The organism is Dolichospermum sp. FACHB-1250, from assembly GCF_014696335.1.
Lineage (GTDB): Bacteria > Cyanobacteriota > Cyanobacteriia > Cyanobacteriales > Nostocaceae > Dolichospermum > Dolichospermum planctonicum.
On record NZ_JACJPZ010000003.1, the window covers coordinates 58,185 to 81,236 of the forward strand.

General features: G+C 35.7%; 22 protein-coding genes and 1 pseudogene. 19 read left to right on the top strand and 4 right to left on the bottom strand.

Going from position 1 to position 23,052, the window contains the following annotated elements; genetic code table 11:
• Positions 1 to 129 precede the first annotated feature (129 nt).
• The gene (locus H6F39_RS01780) at positions 130 to 363 is read left to right on the top strand and encodes a type II toxin-antitoxin system HicB family antitoxin (RefSeq protein WP_242028592.1); all 234 of its coding nucleotides are present in this window, start codon (positions 130 to 132) and stop codon (positions 361 to 363) included.
• On the top strand, positions 363 to 584 hold the full coding sequence (locus H6F39_RS01785) for a type II toxin-antitoxin system HicA family toxin (RefSeq protein WP_190396098.1): 222 nt from the start codon (positions 363 to 365) through the stop codon (positions 582 to 584). The genes H6F39_RS01780 and H6F39_RS01785 overlap by 1 nt, the downstream gene beginning before the upstream one ends.
• A gap of 100 nt (positions 585 to 684) precedes the next feature.
• Here H6F39_RS01785 and H6F39_RS01790 read toward each other — a convergent pair.
• Positions 685 to 1,535: pseudogene (locus H6F39_RS01790) on the bottom strand (Rpn family recombination-promoting nuclease/putative transposase).
• Between the two features lie 304 nt (positions 1,536 to 1,839).
• Between H6F39_RS01790 and H6F39_RS01795 the strand changes: the two are divergent.
• The 3 genes from H6F39_RS01795 to H6F39_RS01805 all read left to right on the top strand — a co-directional run bounded on the left by H6F39_RS01795 (position 1,840) and on the right by H6F39_RS01805 (position 3,506).
• Positions 1,840 to 2,118 carry a UPF0175 family protein gene (locus H6F39_RS01795; RefSeq protein ID WP_137906698.1) on the top strand — a complete coding sequence of 93 codons (279 nt, stop codon included), beginning with the start codon at positions 1,840 to 1,842 and terminating at the stop codon, positions 2,116 to 2,118.
• Positions 2,115 to 2,600: a DUF3368 domain-containing protein gene (locus H6F39_RS01800; RefSeq protein ID WP_190371142.1), complete on the top strand. Its 486-nt coding sequence runs from the start codon at positions 2,115 to 2,117 to the stop codon at positions 2,598 to 2,600. The genes H6F39_RS01795 and H6F39_RS01800 overlap by 4 nt, the downstream gene beginning before the upstream one ends.
• A 228-nt stretch (positions 2,601 to 2,828) precedes the next feature.
• On the top strand, positions 2,829 to 3,506 hold the full coding sequence (locus H6F39_RS01805; protein ID WP_168359794.1) for an NgoBV family restriction endonuclease: 678 nt from the start codon (positions 2,829 to 2,831) through the stop codon (positions 3,504 to 3,506).
• A gap of 20 nt (positions 3,507 to 3,526) precedes the next feature.
• Here the strand turns inward: H6F39_RS01805 and dcm are convergent, their stop codons facing one another.
• Both dcm and H6F39_RS01815 read right to left on the bottom strand, forming a co-directional pair.
• Positions 3,527 to 4,843, bottom strand: a complete 1,317-nt coding sequence (dcm, locus tag H6F39_RS01810; RefSeq protein WP_190396099.1) for a DNA (cytosine-5-)-methyltransferase — start codon at positions 4,841 to 4,843, stop codon at positions 3,527 to 3,529.
• 507 nt (positions 4,844 to 5,350) lie between these two features.
• Positions 5,351 to 7,243 (bottom strand): bifunctional serine/threonine-protein kinase/formylglycine-generating enzyme family protein, encoded by a 1,893-nt coding sequence (locus tag H6F39_RS01815; protein ID WP_190396100.1) that lies wholly within the window; start codon positions 7,241 to 7,243, stop codon positions 5,351 to 5,353.
• A 108-nt stretch (positions 7,244 to 7,351) separates the two neighbouring features.
• Here H6F39_RS01815 and H6F39_RS01820 point away from each other — a divergent pair, with 108 nt between their 5' ends.
• The 13 genes from H6F39_RS01820 to H6F39_RS01880 all read left to right on the top strand — a co-directional run bounded on the left by H6F39_RS01820 (position 7,352) and on the right by H6F39_RS01880 (position 21,110).
• On the top strand, positions 7,352 to 8,128 hold the full coding sequence (locus tag H6F39_RS01820) for a Uma2 family endonuclease (RefSeq protein ID WP_190396101.1): 777 nt from the start codon (positions 7,352 to 7,354) through the stop codon (positions 8,126 to 8,128).
• A gap of 81 nt (positions 8,129 to 8,209) precedes the next feature.
• The gene (locus tag H6F39_RS01825) at positions 8,210 to 8,725 is read left to right on the top strand and encodes a DUF2085 domain-containing protein (RefSeq protein WP_028084935.1); all 516 of its coding nucleotides are present in this window, start codon (positions 8,210 to 8,212) and stop codon (positions 8,723 to 8,725) included.
• 73 nt (positions 8,726 to 8,798) lie between these two features.
• On the top strand, positions 8,799 to 10,526 hold the full coding sequence (gene menD, locus H6F39_RS01830) for a 2-succinyl-5-enolpyruvyl-6-hydroxy-3-cyclohexene-1-carboxylic-acid synthase (protein ID WP_190396102.1): 1,728 nt from the start codon (positions 8,799 to 8,801) through the stop codon (positions 10,524 to 10,526).
• Between the two features lie 228 nt (positions 10,527 to 10,754).
• Positions 10,755 to 12,335 (top strand): phosphoglycerate dehydrogenase, encoded by a 1,581-nt coding sequence (serA, locus tag H6F39_RS01835; protein WP_190371135.1) that lies wholly within the window; start codon positions 10,755 to 10,757, stop codon positions 12,333 to 12,335.
• Positions 12,336 to 12,599: 264 nt separating this feature from the next.
• Positions 12,600 to 13,499: a 50S ribosomal protein L11 methyltransferase gene (prmA, locus tag H6F39_RS01840; protein WP_190396103.1), complete on the top strand. Its 900-nt coding sequence runs from the start codon at positions 12,600 to 12,602 to the stop codon at positions 13,497 to 13,499.
• 67 nt (positions 13,500 to 13,566) lie between these two features.
• Complete coding sequence (locus tag H6F39_RS01845; protein ID WP_242025887.1) at positions 13,567 to 15,012, top strand: NAD(P)/FAD-dependent oxidoreductase; 1,446 nt, start codon at positions 13,567 to 13,569, stop codon at positions 15,010 to 15,012.
• Positions 15,013 to 15,020: 8 nt separating this feature from the next.
• Positions 15,021 to 16,070, top strand: a complete 1,050-nt coding sequence (locus tag H6F39_RS01850; RefSeq protein WP_190396104.1) for an agmatinase family protein — start codon at positions 15,021 to 15,023, stop codon at positions 16,068 to 16,070.
• A 972-nt stretch (positions 16,071 to 17,042) separates the two neighbouring features.
• Entirely contained in the window at positions 17,043 to 17,417 is a 375-nt protein-coding gene (locus H6F39_RS01855) for a VOC family protein (RefSeq protein ID WP_137906690.1), read from the top strand.
• 57 nt (positions 17,418 to 17,474) lie between these two features.
• Positions 17,475 to 17,939, top strand: coding sequence for an NUDIX domain-containing protein (locus tag H6F39_RS01860; protein WP_190396105.1), 465 nt, complete (start codon positions 17,475 to 17,477; stop codon positions 17,937 to 17,939).
• An 11-nt stretch (positions 17,940 to 17,950) separates the two neighbouring features.
• Positions 17,951 to 18,670 (top strand): bifunctional dihydropteridine reductase/dihydrofolate reductase TmpR, encoded by a 720-nt coding sequence (gene tmpR, locus H6F39_RS01865; protein ID WP_137906688.1) that lies wholly within the window; start codon positions 17,951 to 17,953, stop codon positions 18,668 to 18,670.
• Between the two features lie 89 nt (positions 18,671 to 18,759).
• Positions 18,760 to 19,647, top strand: coding sequence for a dihydropteroate synthase (locus tag H6F39_RS01870; protein ID WP_137906687.1), 888 nt, complete (start codon positions 18,760 to 18,762; stop codon positions 19,645 to 19,647).
• A gap of 44 nt (positions 19,648 to 19,691) precedes the next feature.
• Entirely contained in the window at positions 19,692 to 20,117 is a 426-nt protein-coding gene (gene queD, locus H6F39_RS01875; protein WP_137906686.1) for a 6-carboxytetrahydropterin synthase QueD, read from the top strand.
• A gap of 6 nt (positions 20,118 to 20,123) precedes the next feature.
• Positions 20,124 to 21,110, top strand: coding sequence for an NAD(P)/FAD-dependent oxidoreductase (locus tag H6F39_RS01880; RefSeq protein ID WP_190371126.1), 987 nt, complete (start codon positions 20,124 to 20,126; stop codon positions 21,108 to 21,110).
• On the opposite strand, the gene folK is transcribed toward H6F39_RS01880, so the two are convergent.
• Positions 21,105 to 21,629, bottom strand: coding sequence for a 2-amino-4-hydroxy-6-hydroxymethyldihydropteridine diphosphokinase (gene folK / locus H6F39_RS01885; RefSeq protein ID WP_190396106.1), 525 nt, complete (start codon positions 21,627 to 21,629; stop codon positions 21,105 to 21,107). The genes H6F39_RS01880 and folK overlap by 6 nt on opposite strands.
• A gap of 157 nt (positions 21,630 to 21,786) precedes the next feature.
• Here folK and H6F39_RS01890 point away from each other — a divergent pair, with 157 nt between their 5' ends.
• Positions 21,787 to 22,785, top strand: coding sequence for an L-histidine N(alpha)-methyltransferase (locus H6F39_RS01890; RefSeq protein ID WP_190396107.1), 999 nt, complete (start codon positions 21,787 to 21,789; stop codon positions 22,783 to 22,785).
• The last annotated feature ends 267 nt before the right edge of the window (positions 22,786 to 23,052 follow it).

Here is a 23,052-nt window from a genome sequence, read left to right on the forward strand (position 1 = left end):
GTTTTGTATAAAATATAATTAAATAAACCACTCCAGGCACAGAGAACACAGAGAAATATAATATAATATAATATAATATAAGCAGTACCATTTATTCCTGTACTCACTATCAAGGTTAACTAAATGCAAATGCTAATTCGACTCAAAATTGAAAAATTTATTGAAGATGAACAAGAATATTTTGTAGCTACAAGTGATGATTTACAAGGTTTATTGGCAGAAGGTAAAACAGTACAAGAAGCCATAGAAATTGCTGAAGATGTAGCTAAGGTATTATTGGAATTGGAGAAAGAAAAAAATCATAATTTTCATTTACAAGATTTACCTTCTCAATTTGAATATCCGTTAATTATGGAAGTGTAATGGGGAGATTAGCGGGTTTTTCCTATCGAGAAGTGACTAGAAAGTTAGGAAAGCTAGGATTTGAGTTTTACCTTGCAGCTAAAGGAGATCATGAAATTTGGTTTAATGCAGCAACAAATCAAAAAACAACCATTCCGCATCATGGAGAAATTAAGGAAGGAACACTAAGGAGTATTTTAAAACAGGCTCAGATTGATGTTGATATTTTTCTTGATGTTTAGTGATCATTTACTCAAAATATTGTGGAGGAAGTTTTATTCACGCAGTGCAAACCGAAAATCTATAATTATCAAGTAGGTTGGGTTGCAAAACCCAACACCACTATTCGTTCTGATGATCTTGTTGATTTAACCAAGTTACCAAATCAGCAACTTCAGAAATATTAAACAACGCAGCACCTAAATTTTCTAACTGTTCTACAGGTAAACCTTTGACTCTTTCAACTATTAAAGAATCAATTTCCCCAAATCTTTGATTAAGTAAACGTAGACAAAATTTAACTGCTTCTTTTTGTTCTCCTTTCTGTTCTCCTTTCTGTTCTCCTTTCTGCAAAATATCCTGATAAATGACTGACTCTTGCATAATATCCTCACTTAACAATTGACGAATAAAGTCTTTCTCAAATCGCAAACCTGCTAAAATCTCTGTGTAAGCTGCAATATCCTGTTTAGTCTCCCTATCTGCAATTTTAGCAACATTATTGGCAATCTGGGATAATAAACCTTGAGGTGAATTTGTCCGGGTTAATGGTGCTAATGGTAATAATGGCAGATTATCGAGAAATAAAGCTGAATCTTGTTCCCACATTCTGATGACACGATAACGGTGATGTGTGGTTTCATTGATGTATGCTTCGGTAAAAGCGATTTCGTCTGTTGTTTCTTGTAAGAAAATCACGACTTGAGTAACAGGAACTTGATATGTACGGATTAATCTCACTGAATAATCTAACTCTCTAAAAGGAATTGGAGGTTTAGATTGTGGGTTGGTTTGAAATTCAGTAAAATCCGATTTTCTGTTTGTAAGAAGGTGACAAAATCAGCGCGAATTGGTTCTATACTCAATTCGGTTTTTAAGACTTTGATGGTTTTTGGTGCTTGGGGAAGTAACCATTTAGCAAAATCAAAGGGATATTTTTCTGCTAGTAGTTTACAAACGTTGTCAAAACTCATGAGATTATAAAATTAAATTGTCAGAATCACTTTTTTTTCACCAGAAAATATTGTTGTAAAAAGTTCAACAGCAGAATTATTTAGTTCCCTCCGTGGTAAAATCCAATATTTGGAAGATATAAGTAGGTGGGCGGAGGAAAATCAAAATATATTTCGTTTTGTGAAATGGCTAAAACTCAACTACAATAACGCATTGAGGTAAATTTACATATCGTTACACATTTTGGTTATTTCACGTCCACCTACTTAACTACCTCTGTGGGTTTATAATATAAGCATCATCAAAATAAACAAATGTGATTGTATGACTAAAGTAGAGTTTACCATTCCCATCCATAGCGTCACAGACACTATCAGAAAAGAAGCAGAAAATAAAGCTAAAGAAGCTTATGTAATGACACTACTAAAACACGGAGAAATTAGTAGTGGTAAAGCTAGTCAATTATTAGGAATTTCTCGATTAGATATGATTGAGTTAATGTCTAAATATGATATATCTCTTTTTGACGATAGTATGAGTTTAGAGGAATTTCAGTCAGAAATCAATCAAGCGAGAATGGGGTTAAAAGCAAATAATTTATGATTATTGTTTCTGATACAACCCCATTAAGTGAACTTGCTAAAATTGGTAAATTAGATTTACTTCAGGCTGTTTTTGGCAGAGTGATAATTCCTCAACAAGTCTATGAAGAATTAACCACAGGAAATCATCCTGCTGTTTTAGCTGTAAAATTAGTATCATGGCTGGAAGTTCGTTCTATAAATAATCACGAATTAATTAAAAATTTGCAATTAGAAACAGATTTAGATTTAGGAGAATGTGCTGCGATTATTTTGGCAGAAGAATTAAAAGCTGATCAACTTTTAATTGATGAAAAAGCTGGTAGAAAAGTTGCTATTGGTAGAGGTTTACCAATTGTTGGTTTAGTTGGAGTAATTATTTTAGCCAAAGAACAAGGATTAATTGATAGTGTCAAAAATATTTTGGATGATTTAATAATAAAAGGTACAAGGATCAGTCCTAAAATATATAATTATGCTCTAATTACAGCAGGAGAAGTTTAAAAATTGTCAGATTCTGAGAACATTTAATATTCAGTTTCGCGCAATCTCTCTTAGAGATCCCGCAGGGTAGACGCAAAGACGCAAAGGAAAACCAGAAATTTATCAACAACATCCTGAAAATCCTCAAATCCTGGATATCCTGATTCTGACAAAATAAACCTTTACATCACCCTAAAAAGTCTGTTATCATTAAACTAAATATCCATAAACAGGATCAAAAAAACACTTATGATTCAACATCATCCTATCGCTACTCAAATTTACAATTTATTAATTAAGGATGAAATTACAAAACAAGAAGGAGAAATTCTGTTTGATTTTCTGAACATATCTGTGAAAATCAATGAAAAAAGTGCTGTTGGAGATTTATTTCAAGAATGGTTTGCTGAATGGATGAGACAAAAAAATATTAATTTCAGGACGAAACAAAATACTCAAGAGTTCCCTGATTTTTTGGTTGATGAAAATTCAAATATTACTGGTTTATTAGAAATTAAGTCTTTTTATTCTTCAGCTAATTTTGATGTAGCAAATTTTGAAGCATACTGTGATTCACTAACCAAGCAAGCATATAGATTAGATGCTGACTATTTAATATTTTCTTATGATATACAAGATTACAAATTTAAAGTTAAAAAAGTGTGGTTGAAAAAGATTTGGGAAATTACAGGGAAATCTGACAGATATCCTGTTAGATGTCAAGCGAAAAGAAATGTCATATATAATATTAGACCTATTTCGTGGTACTCTGAAAAAACTAAATATAAACCATTTCCCTCAAGATATAATTTTGTTACAGCTTTATATGATACTCTTATGCAGTATTATATAACAAGCAAAGATAGCGATAACTGGTTAGAAAGAGTGAAAACTAATTATTGGGATCATACTCAAGGAGAATTATGATTTTTTAAGTCTTATTAGTATTATTTACTTAATACATAAACTTGATTAGGAACTGATAACATTTTTTGTATAACTATTCTTTCTGTAATTTCTCTCACAATAGGAACTACTACGGTATTTCCCAATAAATCAAATGCTTTATTAATAGGTAAATTAATGTGATAATTTTCAGGAAAACCAAACAATCTTAATCCTTCTCTAATTGTTAAACATCTTAAACCATCCCCATCAACTACTGCTAATTTCTGCATATCTGTAGCTACTAAAGTGGGTGCAATGTCATCAGGATCGAGAACTTTATTGATAGGAAAACTAAGTTTACCAACTACAATATTATATCCTTTGGGTAAATCAAATTTATATTCTCTTTTTTTCACTTTGTTACCATCTTTATTTATTACTTCCTGAATATCTTTAGGATGTTCATATTTTAAGTAACCTTTATTTGCTAAATCATCTAACATTTCTGCTAATTTAGGATGGGGATAAAAAGTAGCAATTTCATCTACCGTTAATGGTATTCCATCCATCCAGTGAATCCCTTTTTTTGCAGACCATATTTTTCTTCTTCTTTGTTTTAGCAATAAATTCAATAATTCCCTTTGTACTAAACTCACATTTCCTTTTAATTCTAAATCCCAGCTATGAATATTATCTTCTCCTCCTCTTTTATCTTTAATTGATTTTCCATAAAGTTCTTCAATAGAATATTGTTGTAATAATTTTTTGGCAAAATTAGTTTGTAAAGTCGGACAACCTGTTTCTAAAATATCTAATAATCTGGGTTTAGCATTTTTAGAGAAATTTAGAGAAATAGCATTTGTTTTAGTTCCTGCTATATAAACTCTTTTTCTATCTTGAGGAACACCAAAATCTTTAGCATTTAAAACATCATATTTTACCTGATAACCTAATTGTTCTAATTTATTAACAATAGTTGTTAATGTTCTCCCATCATCATGTTGTACTAAACCCTCCACATTTTCCAATAAAAAACCAAACGGTGATTTATCTTTTAAAATTCGTTCGATTTCAAAAAACAGCGTTCCTCTAGTATCTAAAAATCCTTGTCTTGTTCCTGCACTACTAAAAGGTTGACAGGGAAACCCAGCTAATAAAATATCAAAATCAGGTATTTGTTGAGTTGAAATTGTAGTAATATCACCCCATATTTTATCTTGTTGAAAATTCTCTTGATAAACTTGAATTGCTGAAGTTTTTATTTCGGATGTTAAAACACATTCACTTTTAAATCCTAAAGATTGACAAGCTTGTTCTAAACCTAATCTTATTGCCCCAATTCCTGCAAATAAATCAACAAATTTAATAAGTGACATAAAAATTTTATTGCAATCAACAATTCACATTTTACCATAAAATCTATTGTTTGAATGGTCATTATTAGTAATTACTCATGAGTTTTACAAAACATCAATAACTTAAATTAAATGTTTTTTGAATTATTTATATATACATGAATACATTATTGTATAAATATATCAGCAGGGGTAAAAATGGTATATATGAATATTAACCACGCAATAATGACAAAATTGAGCGATCGCTTTGCAACAGTCTAAACTACTTAAGTTATACTAAATTAACAACTGCAATCTTTTAAAAAAGGAAAACCAGAAATTTATCAACAACATCCTGAAAATCCTCAAATCCTGTAAATCCTGATTCTGACAAAATAAAACTTGACATGACCGAAAAACTCTGTTACTATATTACAATATATCCTAATCTAACTTTTAGAAAAAAAATTGATCGCTGTGATGCGATCGAAAAAGGGAAAAAACAAAGAAGGGAAAAGAGCAAAAGAGCAAGAGTGTAAAGGGCTACTAAGTCCTCGCCGCACCACTACATACAACCCGAAAACCAATATCGTTGAAGTCGTAGCCGAGGTAGTAGGGGTTGCGATAAGCAGAACGGCAATTTCTAGGATTGTAGAACCACGAACCACCGCGCAGCAGCTTTGTACTGCTTCGCCCTGTCAATGCACTACCATCTGTAGGCGCATCACTATATTTACCTATATAGTCATCGAAACACCACTCTCCTACATTACCGTGCATATCATACAAACCAAAAGCGTTAGGGGGAAAAGAACCTACATCTGTCGTTTGTTGACGATTCTGTCCTTTTGGTGCAGAACCATAAGTGTAATTACCATCATAGTTTACCAATTCTGGGGTAATACTTTCACCAAAATAAAACGGTGTGGTAGTTCCGGCTCTACAAGCATACTCCCATTCAGCTTCACTGGGTAATCTGTAGTTTTTCTGTGTTTTTTGACTTAACCTTTCACAGAATGTAACTGCATCATTCCAACTGACTCTTTCCACTGGGCGATTATTGCCTTGGAATCGAGAAGGGTTACTACCCGTGATAGCTTGATATTGTGCCTGTGTCAATTCATATTTGCCCATGAAGAAACTAGGAACAGTAACTTGATGTTGGGGACCTTCGTTTGAACCTCGTTTTGCTTCACTTGCCGGTGAACCCATGATAAATGTTCCCCCTGGGATTTCCACCATTTCCAATGTTACACCATTTCCTAAATCTTCTGTGAAATATTTTGCACTTTCATTCCGTCGGTTAATCATGTTTCCGGTTGCGTTAGTGCTGACCACTTCAAAGTTGAATGTTTTCAGGTTATTTGAAATTAAAGTTTTATTTTGCTTCCCAGAAAATAAACTTTTTCCTATAAATGCAACAGTTACACCACCTAAAGATAATGCTCCATAGATAAAAACGCGACGATCTATTTTACCATTTATTCTAGTTTTAGAATTTCCCGAAGATGAATTTTTATTTCCCCCTGGAGATACAACAAATGTAGGAGGAATTTGTAAATCTTTGATGACCTCATCTGCAGATTGATACCGTTCTTGAATCTCAATTTTCAACAACTTATCTAAAACTTTACCCAAATCCTGACTAACAGAACTAGGTAAATTTTCTCGCCAATTATTCACCCAATTAAAACCATTTCTTGTCCATAAATTAAAAGGATTAACCCCTGTTAATAAATGAAAACAAGTTGCACCTAAAGCGAATAAATCACTGGCTGGATAAGCTTCACCACCTTGTATTTGTTCCAGTGGACTATATCCATAAGAACCAATTTGTGTTCCTATTTGGGTGTGAACTGTGGTAGTTAATTGTTTAGAAGCCCCAAAATCAATTAATACCAATTTACCATCACTGGCTCGGCGCATGATATTCTGTGGTTTAATGTCCCGATGAATAACCTGGCGCTCATGAATAAACTTTAAAGATGGTAATAAATCTAGTAATAATTCTCTAATTTGATTTTCGTTATATTTACCCTTTTGTGCTAATTCATCTAATAAATTATCCCCTTTAATAAACTGCTGTACCAAATAGAGAAAACCATTATCTTCAAAATAAGCAAACAGTGTTGGTATTTGCGGGTGTTCTCCTAAATCTTGTAAGCGTTTAGCTTCTTCAATAAATAACTCTGTGGCTTTTTTTAAAGCGTAAGTTCCTGACTGTTTAGGTGCAAGTTGCTTGATTACACACGGTTCATTTAACTTTTGGCTATCTTCCGCTAAATAGGTTCTCCCAAAACCTCCTATATTAGAAAGCACCCGCAATACTCGAAAGCGATTGATTAATAATGGTATTAATGGGGTTCTGCAAGATTGACAGAACTTGTGATGATCAGGGTTGATAGGCTGGGAACAATCCGGGTTTAAGCAGCAAATCATAATCTGTGATAGATGACCGTATAACCTTTATAATACAATATCCAGTAATTACGCGATCCCTATTCTCTGATATAATACTAAATTAACAACTGCAATTTTTTAAATAGTATGAGTGAAACCCTGGCTGATATTGCTATACCACCGCAGTTTCCTGATCATACTCAACTCCCAGAGTCTGATGGTACATTCGTGAAGAATTTTCAAGAACATCCCCAAAGTATTATCATCACAGATTCCATAATTCAAACTTTACAAAAATTACATCCTGATGGACAATTTTGTATAGGTCAAGATTGTGGTATTTACTGGCGCGAAACTGAACCACCAGAAAAAGGTAGCATAGCACCAGATTGGTTTTATGTCCCTGATGTAGCACCAAGATTAGATGGTAAAATTCGTCGTTCCTATGTATTATGGCGGGAATATATTCCTCCATTAATTGTTATAGAATTAGCCAGTGGTAATGGTGACGAGGAACGAGATTCAACCCCTCTAGCGGGTTTACAGGCAGGTGAAAAACCTGGTAAATTGTGGGTATATGAACGCATTATCCGTGTTCCCTATTATGCCATCTATGAAGTTAATCATGGCAAATTAGAGGTTTATCATTTGGTGGATTTTGCTTACCAAAAAATCCAGCCTAACGAACGTGGACATTATCCTATTGCGCCATTAGCTGTAGAATTGGGACTATGGCAAGGAAGTTACTTAAATAATCCTGAACAACTTTGGCTGCGCTGGTGGGATTTACATGGTAATTTGTTATTGGTAGGTCAAGAAGAAGCCCAATTACAAAAATTCAGGGCTGAACAAGCAGAACGAAAGGCTGCACAATTAGCCGAACGTTTACGGGCAATGGGGATTGATCCAAATGATGATTTATAATGATTTTGGGTATTTTCTACTCTAGAATACTAACTAATTGCAGAAAACGAACCACAGAGGCGCAGAGGACACGGAGAGAATATGGAAAGGGTAGTTTTATTAAGAGGGTTACAAGTTAATTGGGTGAGTTTTTTTGCTGATTTCCTGTTAGCTGGTATGGTTTTTGGTCCCCCTCTTGCTCCTTTTCTCGCTGGGTCTGGTGTGTTTTTGCTTCCGGGTATTGCGGATATTATTTACTTTATGGGTAATCATGTCTGTCCCCAGCCTACTATGGGTTTGGAGTTAGCACCACCTTTTATTATGGCGGTTTGTATGCGCTGTTATGGCACGGTGACAGGTTTATTAATAACTCGGATTTTGTATAGTTTAACTGATGGCAAAGGTGTTTTTTGGTTAAGTCAGTATGGTAGAAATGGCGCTGCTTGTGCTACGGTGTTTATGATGGCCTATCCTTTGGAATTAGCAGCTCAGATTTTCGGTTTATGGGATTTTAATAATTATATTGTTACTCCTTTCGGTTTGATTACTGGTTTGGCTTGGGGTTTATTTACTATGCCAATACTGCATTTCCGTCAGCTATTATCTAGGGTTTCTTAGTTTAATAAGGTACAAAATCATCTATGTTTATCTCCGGTTAATTACAGACCCGGCTAGTCTGGACACCAATAAAATGCAGCTTAATTTTAACAATCTTAATCAAATTTGGTCTTATGTATTAACGGAAACACTTAAACGCTTGGGTTTGGAATGCGCTGTAATCTGTCCTGGCTCTCGTTCTACAGCTTTAACAGTGGCTTTTGCTCAACAAATACCGCATATTGCAGCTATGCCGATTTTAGATGAACGTTCGGCGGCTTTTTTTGCATTGGGACGAGCAAAAGCGACAGGAAAACCTGTAGTATTAGTTTGTACTTCGGGAACTGCGGGGGCAAATTTTTATCCAGCGGTAATTGAAGCTAAAGAAAGTCGTGTTCCTTTATTGATATTAACCACTGATAGACCCGCAGAATTAAGAAATTGTCATTCTGGACAAACTATTGACCAAGTAAAATTATACGGTAATTATCCCAATTGGCATGGGGAATTAGCTACACCCTCCGCAAATTTAGAAATGTTAGCTTATCTCAGACAAACGGTTATTTACGCTTGGGAACGTTGTCAATTTCCTAATTTTGGTCCGGTACATCTAAATATACCTTTCCGTGACCCGCTCGCTCCCATTCCTGATGGTACTAACGTTACTTTAGATGTGTCAGATTTCTTTTCAGCAGTGGCTTCCAGCCCAGTAGCAATTACTAATTATCAATTACCAGTAATCAAGTGTCAAAAAGGAATTATTATCGCTGGTGTAGCTCAAACACAGCTATCTGAAGAATATTGTAGAGCGATCGCGCGATTAAGTCAATCTCTCCAATGGCCTGTTTTAGCTGAAGGACTTTCTCCAGTGAGAAATTATGCAGACTTAAATCCCTATTTAATTTCTACCTATGATATCATCCTCAGAAATGAGAAACTTGCCAAGGAATTAACACCAGAAATGGTAATTCAAATTGGAGAAATGCCTACAAGTAAAGAACTAAGAAATTGGTTAATTAATACTAAATCTGAACGTTTGATCATTGATAATTGTGATCAAAATCTAGATTCTTTACATGGAAAAACCAGACATTTAAGAATATCCGTCACAGAAATTAGCAGCGAATTAAAAATTGAGAAATTAGCAGAAAATGAATATTTACAAAAATGGTGTAAGATAGAGAAACAAGTTAGAAAAAATATTGATGATTATTTGCAAAATCTAGAGGAATTAATCGAAAGTAAAGTAGCGTGGTTAATTTCCCAAATTCTGCCACCAGAAACACCTTTATTTATTGCTAATAGTATGCCTGTGCGAGATGTAGAATTTTTCTGGAAACCGAATAATTTAAGAATTAAACCTTATTTTAATCGCGGTGCAAATGGTATTGATGGTACACTTTCCACGGCTTTAGGAATCGCACATCAACAACAAAGTAGTGTTTTATTAACCGGAGATTTATCTTTATTACATGATACAAATGGGTTTTTAATTAGCGATCAATTTATCGGACATTTGACGATTATCTTAATTAATAATAATGGTGGGGGAATTTTTGAAATGCTACCCATTGCTAAATTTAATCCACCCTTTGAAGAGTTTTTTGCTACTCCCCAAAATATTGATTTTTGCCAATTATGCGCTACCTATAATGTACAATATCAGTTAATTACTGCTTGGGAAGAATTAGCAGATCATTTAAAGCAATTACCAAAAACAGGAATTAGGGTTTTAGAAGTCAAAACAAATAGGAAAAGAGATGTGATCTGGAGAAGGGAAAATTTACAAATGTTTGCTAAAATCGGATACCCGACTTTTTAGAAAATTCGAGTATCCAAGCTACATACAATATTAGATATAACGCACTTTATTTGTATTTATATATACTAGTATTTAAATAAATGAGATTTTGAAAATAATTAACCGCAGATAAACGCAGATAAGGAGGGATAATGGAATGGATTTGATGATTCTGTGCAGCTTTACATGAAATTGGTATAAACTAAAAAGTCTTGTACAGCACAATCTGTTAACTAAAATCGAGTTATTATGTCTAAGGTTCTTGTCTCTGATCCAATTGATCAAGTTGGGATTGATATTCTTTCTCAAGTGGCTACAGTTGATATCAAAACTACGTTGAAACCCGATGAACTGAAAGCTATCATTGGTGAGTATGATGCGCTGATGATTCGTTCTGGAACTCGCGTCACTCAAGATATTATAGAGGCTGGAGTCAAATTAAAAATTATTGGCCGCGCTGGCGTGGGAGTGGATAATGTTGATGTCCCCGCAGCTACTCGCAAAGGTATTGTCGTTGTCAATTCTCCAGAGGGTAATACCATTGCGGCCGCAGAACACGCTCTAGCTATGATGTTATCCCTATCTCGTCATATTCCCGATGCTAATGCTTCAGTGAAACGTGGTGAATGGGACCGCAAAAGTTATGTTGGTTCAGAAGTATACAAAAAAACTCTCGGTGTTGTCGGCTTAGGTAAAATAGGTTCTCATGTTGCTTCCGTAGCTAAAGCCATGGGAATGAAACTTTTAGCCTATGATCCATTTATCTCTACAGAAAGAGCCGAACAACTTGGTTGTCAACTGGTGGAGTTAAATTTGCTCTTCCAGCAAGCTGATTATATCACCTTGCACATTCCTAAAACCTCAGAAACCGCTAATTTAATCAACGCCAAAACTTTGGCTTTAATGAAACCCACCACCAGAATTATTAATTGCGCCCGTGGTGGTATTATAGACGAAGCAGCTTTAGCTGTGGCTATTAAAGAGGGTACAATTGCTGGGGCTGCTTTAGATGTGTTTGATTCTGAACCCTTGGGTGAATCTGATTTGCTAGGTTTGGGTAAAAATGTCATTCTTACTCCTCACCTCGGTGCTTCTACGGCTGAAGCCCAGGTAAACGTGGCTATAGACGTGGCTGAACAAATTCGGGATGTGTTATTAGGACTACCAGCCCGTTCCGCTGTGAATATTCCCGGACTCGGTCCTGATGTCCTCGAAGAGTTTAAACCCTATATGGAATTAGCGGAAACTTTGGGAAATTTAGTTGGTCAACTCACAGGTGGCAGAGTAGAGACACTTAATGTTACTCTACAAGGAGACTTGGCAACTAATAAAAGTCAGCCCCTGATTATAGCCGCCCTCAAAGGACTACTTTACCAAGCTCTCCGCGAACGGGTAAATTATGTTAACGCTAACATAGAAGCAAAGGAAAGAGGTATTCGCGTAATTGAAACTAGGGATGCTTCAGCCCGTGACTACGCTGGTTCATTGCACTTACAAACTACAGGTACTTTAGGTACACATTCTGTAACTGGTGCTTTATTGGGTGATAAGGAAATTCACTTAACTGACATTGACGGATTTCCTATTAATGTCCCCCCCAGTAAATATATGTTGTTTACTCTCCACCGTGATGTACCAGGTATCATTGGTAAACTCGGTTCTCTCCTGGGCAGTTTTAATGTCAATATTGCTAGTATGCAAGTCGGTAGAAAAATCGTTCGTGGTGATGCTGTGATGGCTTTGAGCATTGATGATCCTCTACCTGAAGGCATTTTAGAAGAAATTAAGAAAGTATCGGGCATTAGGGACGCTTATACAGTGACACTTTAATTCTAGACTGTGATTTTTTTTGATTTATGAGATGAGGATGATTAAGTAATTTGATAATTAGAATATCATTTTAATTATCTAACAATAAGATCCCGACTTCTTTTCAGAAGTCGGGAATTTAAAACTTTTCATGTTCAAAAATAAAATGAGCAATTTAACCGCAGATAAACGCAGCTATGAATCTACTTCAGTGGACTAGAAAATGCTATATTCTGATGGTTTGGTTTGTTTTTGCACCATTACCTATTACTAATCTCAAATTCTATGGCAAATACTTGGTGGGAAATCAATATTATATCTAACCCAGATTTAGAAGATACTATATATTGGCGATTAGAAAAGTTTGGCACTCGTGGTACAGCAGTGGAAATTAAAGACCATAACTTATTGGTTAAGGCTTATTTGCCCAGTTTTCAAGCAGAATTACCAGATTTGCAAGAATTATCATCATCCTTGGGTGAAGATGCTATATCTGTAGGATTCCCCCCTCCTGTGCTAAATTGGCACTTAATTGATGAAGAAGACTGGTCCAGTAGTTGGAAACAACATTGGCAACCCGAGGAAATAGGCGATCGCTTCTTGATTAATCCCGCTTGGCTACCTTTACCCACTACTACAGAACGCTTAATCATACTCCTTGATCCGGGTGTAGCCTTTGGTACGGGTAATCACGCTACCACTCAATTATGTTTAGAATCCCTAGAAATGCACTTTTCTGACATAGCAGAGAACCAAAAACCCTCGACTATTGCCGATATTGGTTGTGGTTCAGGTATTTTAGGTGTTGGGGCAATATTATTAGGTGCTACTAAGGTCTATGCCGTTGATAATGATCCCTTAGCAGTAAAATCTACTTTTAGTAATTGCACTCTGAATCATATCCCTCCAGATTGTTTAATTCCCCTAGAAGGTAGTGTAGACACGGTCAGGAAAACAATTGATCAACCAGTAGATGGTATTGTTTGTAACATTTTAGCCGATGTCATTATTCAATTACTCCCAGAAATGACCGCAATTACTAAATCTAGCACTTGGGGTATATTTAGTGGTATTTTAATAGGACAATCAAAGGCTGTTGCTAATGCCTTAGAACAAAATGGTTGGACTGTGACTAATATCCGGGAGAAAAAAGAATGGTGTTGTTTAAATGCCCGTCGTTCTTAATTTTTTGCAGGTACAAGTTAGATATAATTAGTTTGACAATAATTACCACAAATAACCCCAGAAGTTTTTGACAATTCCTCATGTTATGGTATTAAACTATCAAGATAAATTGAAACCTGAAGAAATCTATGATGTAGTCATAGTTGGCGCTGGACCCATTGGTTTAGCAACTGCCATTGGTCTATACCAGCGCGGTATCGAAAATATATTAGTCATTGATCAAACTCGTAGCTTTCGTCAAGTTGGGCAAATAATAGACCTTCTTCCTAATGGATTAAAAGCCCTCAAATGTTTAAGTGTTAATGCTTATACGTCCGTAACACAAACCACGTTATCTAATCAGCAAAATTCCTCTGTAAATCCTTCTGTATGGTCTATCAAAAATCTTCAAGGACAATTAATTTTGTCAATTCCTCTCGGTTTTGATAACTGGTTTCAAGAATATGGTGAAGGACGAGTATCAATAGCTTGGTATGAATTACAAACCATCCTCAGAAACCTTTTACCCCCAGAACGGGTAAAAGCTAATCACCGTTGTATTAATGTCATAGATGAGCCAGAACTCAACTGTGTACGGATAGATTGTGTTTCTGATATCAGTAGTGCAGCCAATCCCTATGCTCATTGGGCAGAAAATCAAAACCCTGATGAAAATTCACAACAAAATCTAGATACCATTTCTCCCACATTAGCAACAACATCTTTCCGCGCTAAATTAATTATTGGTGCAGATGGAATTAACTCTACTGTTCGGCAAATAATTTACCAAAATACTCCTAATACACCTTTTGCTAAACCTGAATATTCTGGATTTGCAGGTATATATTGTTCTGGCATAACTGACATCCCAGAAGCAATACAAACAGAAATAGAATCCAGATTTTTAGAAAATTCAGCACTTGTGACCATTAAAAATGATAAAACATCTATAAATTCTAATTGTCATAATCATCTCAGGATGATTTTATTCTTTAGAAATGGTCAATTTAGATATATTATCCATTTACCTATACCTCTAGAATCCTTAGCAGGAAAAGTGGAAACTGATTTAATAAATTTAGCTCGACAAGAAATAGAAAAAGCTGGCTTTCCTGATTCTCTCCAACAATTAGTAAATCTCTCTCCTTCTGCCAATATGAGTCAGCGTGCTTACTACATTCATCCTGTTATTAATAAGTTTAATGATACTACCATAGAACCAACCTGGAATCAACAGCGAATTGTCTTAATTGGTGATGCTGCCCATGGAATGCCTCCTTTCATGGCTCAAGGGGCAAATCAAGGCTTAGAAGACGCATTAACAATTACCAGGCTGATCGCTAAAATTGGTCAAAATAATGATTGGGATAATTTGTCAATTATAGCTGAAGCCTTCGCAAATTATGAACATTTACGTCGTCCATTTATGGAATATATCCAATCGGCAACATTAACCGAATTACCTCATTCATCACTTCAAGCATGGCAAGATCATAACCAAAAGGTCTATAGTCGTAATTTTGCAAATTTGTAATTTAATCAATGAATAACTCACTACAAACATATAATCCCAATGATATCGCTGAAGAAAATGGTAACTTTCTCGGTTTACCATTTAACTATGAATCAGCTAAATTAATCATTTTTTCTGTTCCCTGGGAAGTCACTGTTTCCTATCATCAAGGTACAGCACAAGGACCACAAAGAATTGCCGACGCTTCTTTGCAAATAGACTTATTTGATTTTGATCATCCCCAAGGTTGGCAACAAGGTATCTTTCTGGAAAGACATACCGCAAAAATGTTAGAAAAAAATGAATACTATCGTAGCCAAGCAGCAACAATTATCAAAAGTCTAGCACAAGGTCTAAAAATATCCGATTCTCAAAATTTAAAAGATACTCTTGTTACTGTTAATCATAGTTGTCAACAAATTAATGAATGGTTATTTAAAGAATGTCAAAAAGCTTTAAATTTAGGTAAAAAAGTCGCTGTTATTGGTGGTGATCATAGCGTTCCTTTGGGGTATTTTCAAGCCTTAGCTACTCAATATGATGACTGGGGAATTTTACATATTGATGCTCATGCGGACTTAAGAAATGCCTATGAAGGTTTTGAATTTTCCCATGCTTCCATTATGTTTAATGCCATGAAAATACCGCAAATTTCCAAGTTAGTCCAAGTGGGTTTACGGGATATTTGTGATGATGAAATAGAGATGATTAATCAATCAAATCAGCGCATTATTGCCTACTATGATCCAGTAATTAAACAACAATTATACTCTGGTAAAAATTGGCTAGATTTATGTCGAGAAATTATCAGTCATTTACCAGAAAAAGTTTATATTAGTTTTGATGTTGATGGTTTAGATCCCAAACTTTGCCCCCATACGGGTACTCCCGTTCCCGGAGGACTGGAATTAGAACAAGTTTATTGTTTATTCCGAGAGGTAGTGAATACTGGTAGGGAAATTATTGGTTTTGATGTTTGCGAAGTTGGTAATGCGGAATGGGATGGTAATGTTGGTGCGCGAATAGTCTATAAATTAGCGAATTTTTTAGATTTGTCACAGATAAAAGTTAAAAATTAACAATCATCATTTGGCATTTTGGCATTTACGGACGGGACTAATTCCGTCCTTTATTTTTGGCTATGGAAATGGTTGATTATCAGATTTTAGGATATTTGTACACATACCATAGGAAGATGCTAAAAATGGATTAAACGGGTTAAATTAATTCGGGATGTTGTTATGCACTGGATTTAAGTCAAGGTTTGGTTCTCAACCAGACCTTTTTTATTGTTCATTTTCTCTTGGGTTGGTGATTTCAGAGAAAACTATTTGACAATTTGTGGTAATTTATGTATTACTGATTCCCGACAATCCTGATTATGTTTAATTTTTTTGCTCAGATGTCTATTGATTATAGCGTTTCCTAATCCAAGTCCGGTACAGATATTAATAATAAAACTCTTGTGGTGCGGGCATACTTCGACCAATCTCAGTACAAGTCTTGCCCGCACAAGGTGTACCTCACTCAAGCCGAACTTGCTTTATTAATAATAAAAATCTTGTAAAAATCTTGTGGTGCGGGCATCTTGCCCGCACAAGGTGTACCTCACTCAAGCCGAACTTGCTTTATTAATAATAAAAATCTTGTAAAAATCTTGTGGTGCGGGCATCTTGCCCGCACAAGGTGTACCTCACTCAAGCCGAACTTGCTTTATTAATAATAAAAATCTTGTAAAAATCTTGTGGTGCGGGCATCTTGCCCGCCAAAAGTGTACCTCACTCAAGCCGAACTTGCTTTATTAATAATAAAAATCTTGTAAAAATCTTGTGGTGCGGGCATCTTGCCTGCACAAGGTGTACCTCACTCAAGCCGAACTTGCTTTATTAATAATAAAAATCTTGTAAAAATCTTGTGGTGCGGGCATACTTCGACCAATCTCAGTACAAGTCTTGCCCGCACAAGGTGTACCTCACTTGGATGAAATTCGCTGTATGTGCGGTTATCTGCGTCTCACTCTGAATTTTCCTATCTCATTTGAATCTACAATTATGCAAATTATCCAGAGTCTTCATACTGCTATTCTCATAACTGATTTAGACCGTTCTGATTATTTTTATACTCATATATTAGGACTTGAAAAAGTAGAACGTCCTTTAAAATATCCGGGTATCTGGTATCAAATTGGTAACTATCAACTGCATCTGATTGTTGCGCCTACTGTACCCACTGATAAGCAACAAGAAAAATGGGGACAAAATCCTCATATCGCTTTTGCTGTCATGGATTTAGAAATAATTAAAAGCGAATTAACAGCTAAAAATTATCCGTTTCAAGCTAGTGCTTCTGGCCGACCAGCGATTTTTATTCAAGATCCAGATCAAAATATAATTGAACTTAGTCAGGCATTTGCTGATAAAATTTGAACGGTACTAAGATTAAGTATCGCCAAAAGTCAGTCGTCGTGGGGTGCGGAAGTAAATATGCAGTATCAGACCACTATTGAACCAACATCTGTACAAAAGCAGTTCCCTCTGACTACTGTAGGAGCGCTGGTTGTCAATTCTCTCGGACTGGTGTTAATTGTTAAATCTACGAAGTGGAGAGGTGCTTGGGGTGTACCAGGGGGAAAAGTAGATTGGGGTGAAACTCTAGAATCTGCACTTCTGAGAGAGTTTCAGGAAGAAGTCGGGTTAGACTTAACTAATGTGCGTTTTGCGTTGCTACAAGAAGCAGTGCTGGATTCACAATTTGTGCGACCTGCCCATTTTGTTATGATCAACTATTACGCATTTTCACTGAGAGATACGATTACACCTAATCAAGAAATTGAGGAATGGGCTTGGGTGACTCCCGCACAAGCAAAGGAATATCCTCTCAATAGTTATACTCAAGTGTTAATTGAGGATTTTGTAGAAAATAACATTGGTAATTTATATAGGAATTAGGTTTAACAATAATGCTGAAAAAAGCACTGGTGACTGGATCATCATCGGGAATTGGTAAGGCTATCGCTCTCGATTTAGCTGCTAAAGGATTTGATGTAGCATTTCATTATCATAAGAGTGTGGAAGCCTGTAATCAAGCCCGTCAGGAGGCTGCTAAGTACGGCGTTAAAACTGTTACTTTACAAGCGGATTTAAGAAATCCTGAACAAGCGGAGTTTTTGGTCAAAAGTGCTGCTGAGGAATTGGGAGGTCTATCTGTTGTTGTCAATAATGTGGGTAACTACTTAGACAGACCAACGAGCCAATTATCAGTAGCAGAATGGCATGAAATTATTAACTCTAATCTTCATGCTACATTTTATGTCACTAAAGCTGCACTACCTTACCTGAAAGCTGCTAATGGGGGACGTATCGTCAATTTTGGTTGTGCTAGTGCGCAAAATCTCCTCGCGCGTTGTACTAATACACCTTACTTAATTGCTAAAACTGGCATTATCATCTACTCAAAATCTTTAGCAAAGGAACTAATTACAGATAAAATTACTGTTAATGTTGTCTCCCCAGGAATAGCAGAAAATTCCTTTGATTTGCAGGAATCTCTACCTGAACTACCTACTAAGCGACCTGCAACTTTACAAGAACTGGCTCATGCAGCCTGGTTTTTTATTAGCCCAGAATCTGATTATATCACAGGGCAGGTATTAGAAGTTTCGGGGGGATGGAGGTTGTAATCAAGTGTGGTGATGATTTGGTTATTTTTGCTCAATGCTTGTGAACAGCTAATAAAAAACTATTGTCTATCAAAAAAAGGATTGGAAATATGTTGAAGATTGAAGACATTTACGAAATATATGAAAAATATCATGATGCTCTGCAAGTAAAAGTAGAAGAATTTACAATTGGTGAGAAAAAATTTAATTTTAATTCCGAATCAGCAATTTTAGGAGTGATTAATCTTTCTAATGATTCTTGGTACAGAGAAAGCGTATGTTTAAGTTCAGAACAGGCTATTCGCAAGGGATTAGTATTAAAGGCTCAAGGTGCTGATATTATAGATATTGGCGCTGAATCTACTTTAGAAAAAGCAGAAAGAGTTGAGGATATTCGACAAAATTCCCAAATTTTACCAGTGCTAAAATCTCTGAGTCAACAGGGGGTTTTAACTTCCATTGAAACTTATTATCCTCAAGTTGCTAGAGAATGTTTACAAGCTGGCGCTAATGTGATTAATCTAACGGGTGCTTTTGATAGTGAGAAAATTTATCAAGCTGTATCTGAATTTGACGCTGGGGTGATTATCTGTTATGTTCAAGGTAAAAATGTCAGAGAAGTTGGTGATTTTGATTTTGGTGATGATCCAACAAAATTAATGTATGAATATTTTGCTAATGAAATAGAAATCGCAGCTAAATATGGGGTGAGAAAAATATTTGTTGATGCTGGTTTGGGGTTTTATTATAAAAATCTCCAGGATAGTTCTTTGCGAATTCGTTATCAAATGAAAACTTTTTTGACTACTTTTAGACTGAGAAAATTAGGTTTTCCTGTCTGTCATGCTCTCCCTCACGCTTTTGAATATTTTGGGGAAGAAGTAAGAAGTGCAGAATCATTTTTTGCGGTTTTAGCAGCATTAGGAAAAACAGATTTATTCAGAACTCATGAAGTTCCTAAAGTTAAAGCAGTTTTAGATACACTACATTCATTTTAAGTATCTAAGTATTGGGGAATTTGGGATATAATTGGGATATAATAATGACTTCAAAACCGGAATCTGAATCTTGTTTAGAAACTTGGATAATTGGTAAGGAATTCAGGTTTGAAGCTGCTCACCAATTACCAAATCATGATGGTAAATGTGCTAGATTACATGGTCATTCTTGGCGCGGTGTTGTCTATGTTACAGGGGATAAACTGATAAATTCAGGTGTTAAACAGGGGATGATTATGGATTATGGTGATATATCAAAATACATAAAACCCCTCTTGGAAAATTATCTGGATCATTACCATTTAAATGAATCCACGGGTTTAGCTAATCCTACCAGTGAAGCGATCGCTAAATGGATTTATGAACAGCTTGAACCCCAAATTCCCGGACTTGTTGCAGTGAGAATTGATGAAACTTGTACCAGTCAATGTATTTACTCCAAGGGAAAAGTTAATTTTTTGGGCTTTTAAATTAACATGAATAAAATTGTTGCTGTGGTTGGTGGTGGTCCATCTGGTATGTCTTGCGCTCTCTGGTTAAAACATCTCGGTTTTGTTCCCATTCTCATTGAAAAGAATGAAAAATTAGGAGGACTACAAACGTTAAGCCATTTTCAAAATGTCTGGTACTTGGGAATACCGGGAAAAACTGGATATGAACTTGCAGATCAATTTCACCGTCATGTTGAAGCAGAAATGCTTTCTACAGTTTTGGATTCTTCAATAAAGGAGATCACCAAGGTAGGAGATGATTTCAGAATTGTTACTGACAAAACTGAAATTACAGCACGATATATGGTTATTGCCACAGGTCAGCGAGTTACAGGATTTGAAGCTATAGAATCAGTTCCCGGAAGTAAATATCTCCTTTCTTCCCAGCGTGTTTGCTTTAACCCTGGTGCCACTCCCTTATTGGGATCTAAGGTATCAGGAGGGGTAGTTGCTGTAGTCGGAGGTGGTGATAATGGATTAGTAACAGCCAGAATTTTAGGTAACACATCCCAACATATTCACCTGTTTATTCGCTCTGAAATCCGAGCATTTGAGGTGAACAAAAGAGCCATGTTTGAACTTGGAGCCGGTCGAGTCACTGTACATCAACCCGCAAAAATTCAGAGATTTGAGATGCGCGAAGAGAAGATTTATATGCTTTTCCAAGATGAAAACAACCAAGAAAAAGCGTTACTTTTTGACTATCTCTGTTTTCGTTTGGGTTTTACACCGAATGTTGAGGAGTTAGTGCGACTTTTTGAGCAAGGAGGAGTGGGTTCTGTGAAACTGACCGAAAAAGGATATATTGCCACTGATCAATTTCTCAGAACATCAATCCCCAATATTTACGCGGCTGGAGATGTGACAAATCCTAGAGATCCCTGTGTAGCAACTGCGGTTGCTCATGGTGCAATTGCAGCACGCAGTATAGAAGAAGATTTAAGACTTAGTTGTTATGAGAAAAGCCTATAAATTGATAGATAAACTCACATCAGAACGGTCTAATTTTTGCAGGAGTTGTGAAATAGGTTCTCTAGAAACTGGTTCTATCCAATCTGGTGCAATTTCCGCTAATGGAACTAAAACAAAGGCTCTCTGGGTCATTCGAGGATGGGGAATTTGTAAATCTGGTGTTTCTAAAATCAAGTCATCAAATAGTAGTACATCTAAATCTAGGGTTCTAGGTCCCCAATGTTCTTGACGAACTCGACCAAATTCTTGTTCAATATTGAGCAGAGTTTCTAGCAATTTATGGGGACTGAGTTGCACTTCTAAAATAGCCGCACCGTTTAAATAATCTGGTTGTGATGGTCCGCCTACGGGAGCGGTTCTGTACCAACTAGATTTGGCTTTTATGGTAATACCCGGAGTTTTTTCCAGGCTGTTAATTGCACCTTCTAAAATAGCTAAAGATTCTCCTATATTACTACCAAGAGCGATCGCACTTAATGAAGATTTTATCGTTGTTCTCAGGTCAGATTTATCAATCATAAATTTGTAGGTGTCAGGAAATTATTAATATAATATCAGATAATATCAGATATTTTCACAAAATTGCTTGATCTAAAAAACTGAATTTAGAGTATCATATAACTGATAACTACTAATTTAACTAACCAGGTTCATCAGCACCAAGGAATTTACTATTATGTCTACAATGTCCAACGGCTTTGAAAAAGTATATGTCCATCCTAGTCAATTTCCCAACAAGATTTATCAAGATTATTTAGATTGCTTTTCTGTAGGTAAAATCAATCATAAATTTCATTATGACACTGTTAAACAAAGTCAGAAATGGTTAAAAATTCATGAATATTATTCTCCAGCTAGAACCAATGATGATTGTATTAATGCGTATGCAGTATGTTTTCAAAAAACTGCGGAATTTCTGGACATTAATACCAACATCCAAGTAATTGGATTAGGTTGTGGTGGTGGTGCAAAAGATCATCTTTTAGTATCTTATCTCTTCAATACAGAAAGGGAAATCATTTATTATCCTATTGATGTTAGTTTATCTCTGGCTTTAATTTCCGGTCAAAAAATTAGAGAATCTTATCCTCAAGTCTCTATACAGCCAATTGTTTGTGATTTACCTTGTGCTGATGATTTAATACTCCATCTTCATGATCAAGGAAAAGGACACAGAAAGATCATCACATTTTTTGGCATGATTCCTAATTTTACTCCTGATGAAATTTTGCCTATTTTAAGTAATTTTCTGCAACCAGGAGATATTTTACTCATGAGTGCGAACTTAGCACCGGGAGACGATTATTTAACAGGAATTAACAAGATTTTGCCACAGTATGATAATGAATTAACCAAAGATTGGTTAATGACAGTGTTAGTTGACGCGGGGATAAATCCAGACCATGGGACTATTAAATTCTCCCTAAAAGATGATCCAAACCATCAAGAATTAACAAGAGTTAATGCTCAGTTTGAAGTAGAAACTAATATAGATTTGAAATTAGATGATCAAATCATGCACTGGAAAAATGGTGATCAAATTCAATTATTTTTCTCCTATCGTTATACAACTGCTAAACTGCAAAACATTCTCAAACAATATGATATTGTCATCCTAAATTATTGGGAAGGTGCAAATCAAGAAGAGGGAGTTTATTTTTGTCAAAAGATATAAAACAAAAACATCCCTGGGAAATTGCAAAACCCCTCTCCTACAAGTTTCTCTATCATTTCCTTGTAGGTAGGGTTTGCAAAAATAAGCCAAGGATATGAGGATAAGCTGTTGTGTATTAATTTGTATAGGTCTGGCGGGCAAGATGCCCACCCCACAAGATTTAATAGTGACACTCTGCGTTGTGTATTAATTTGTATAGGTCTGGCGGGCAAGATGCCCACCCCACAAGATTTAATAGTGACACTCTGCGCTGTTGTGTATTAATTT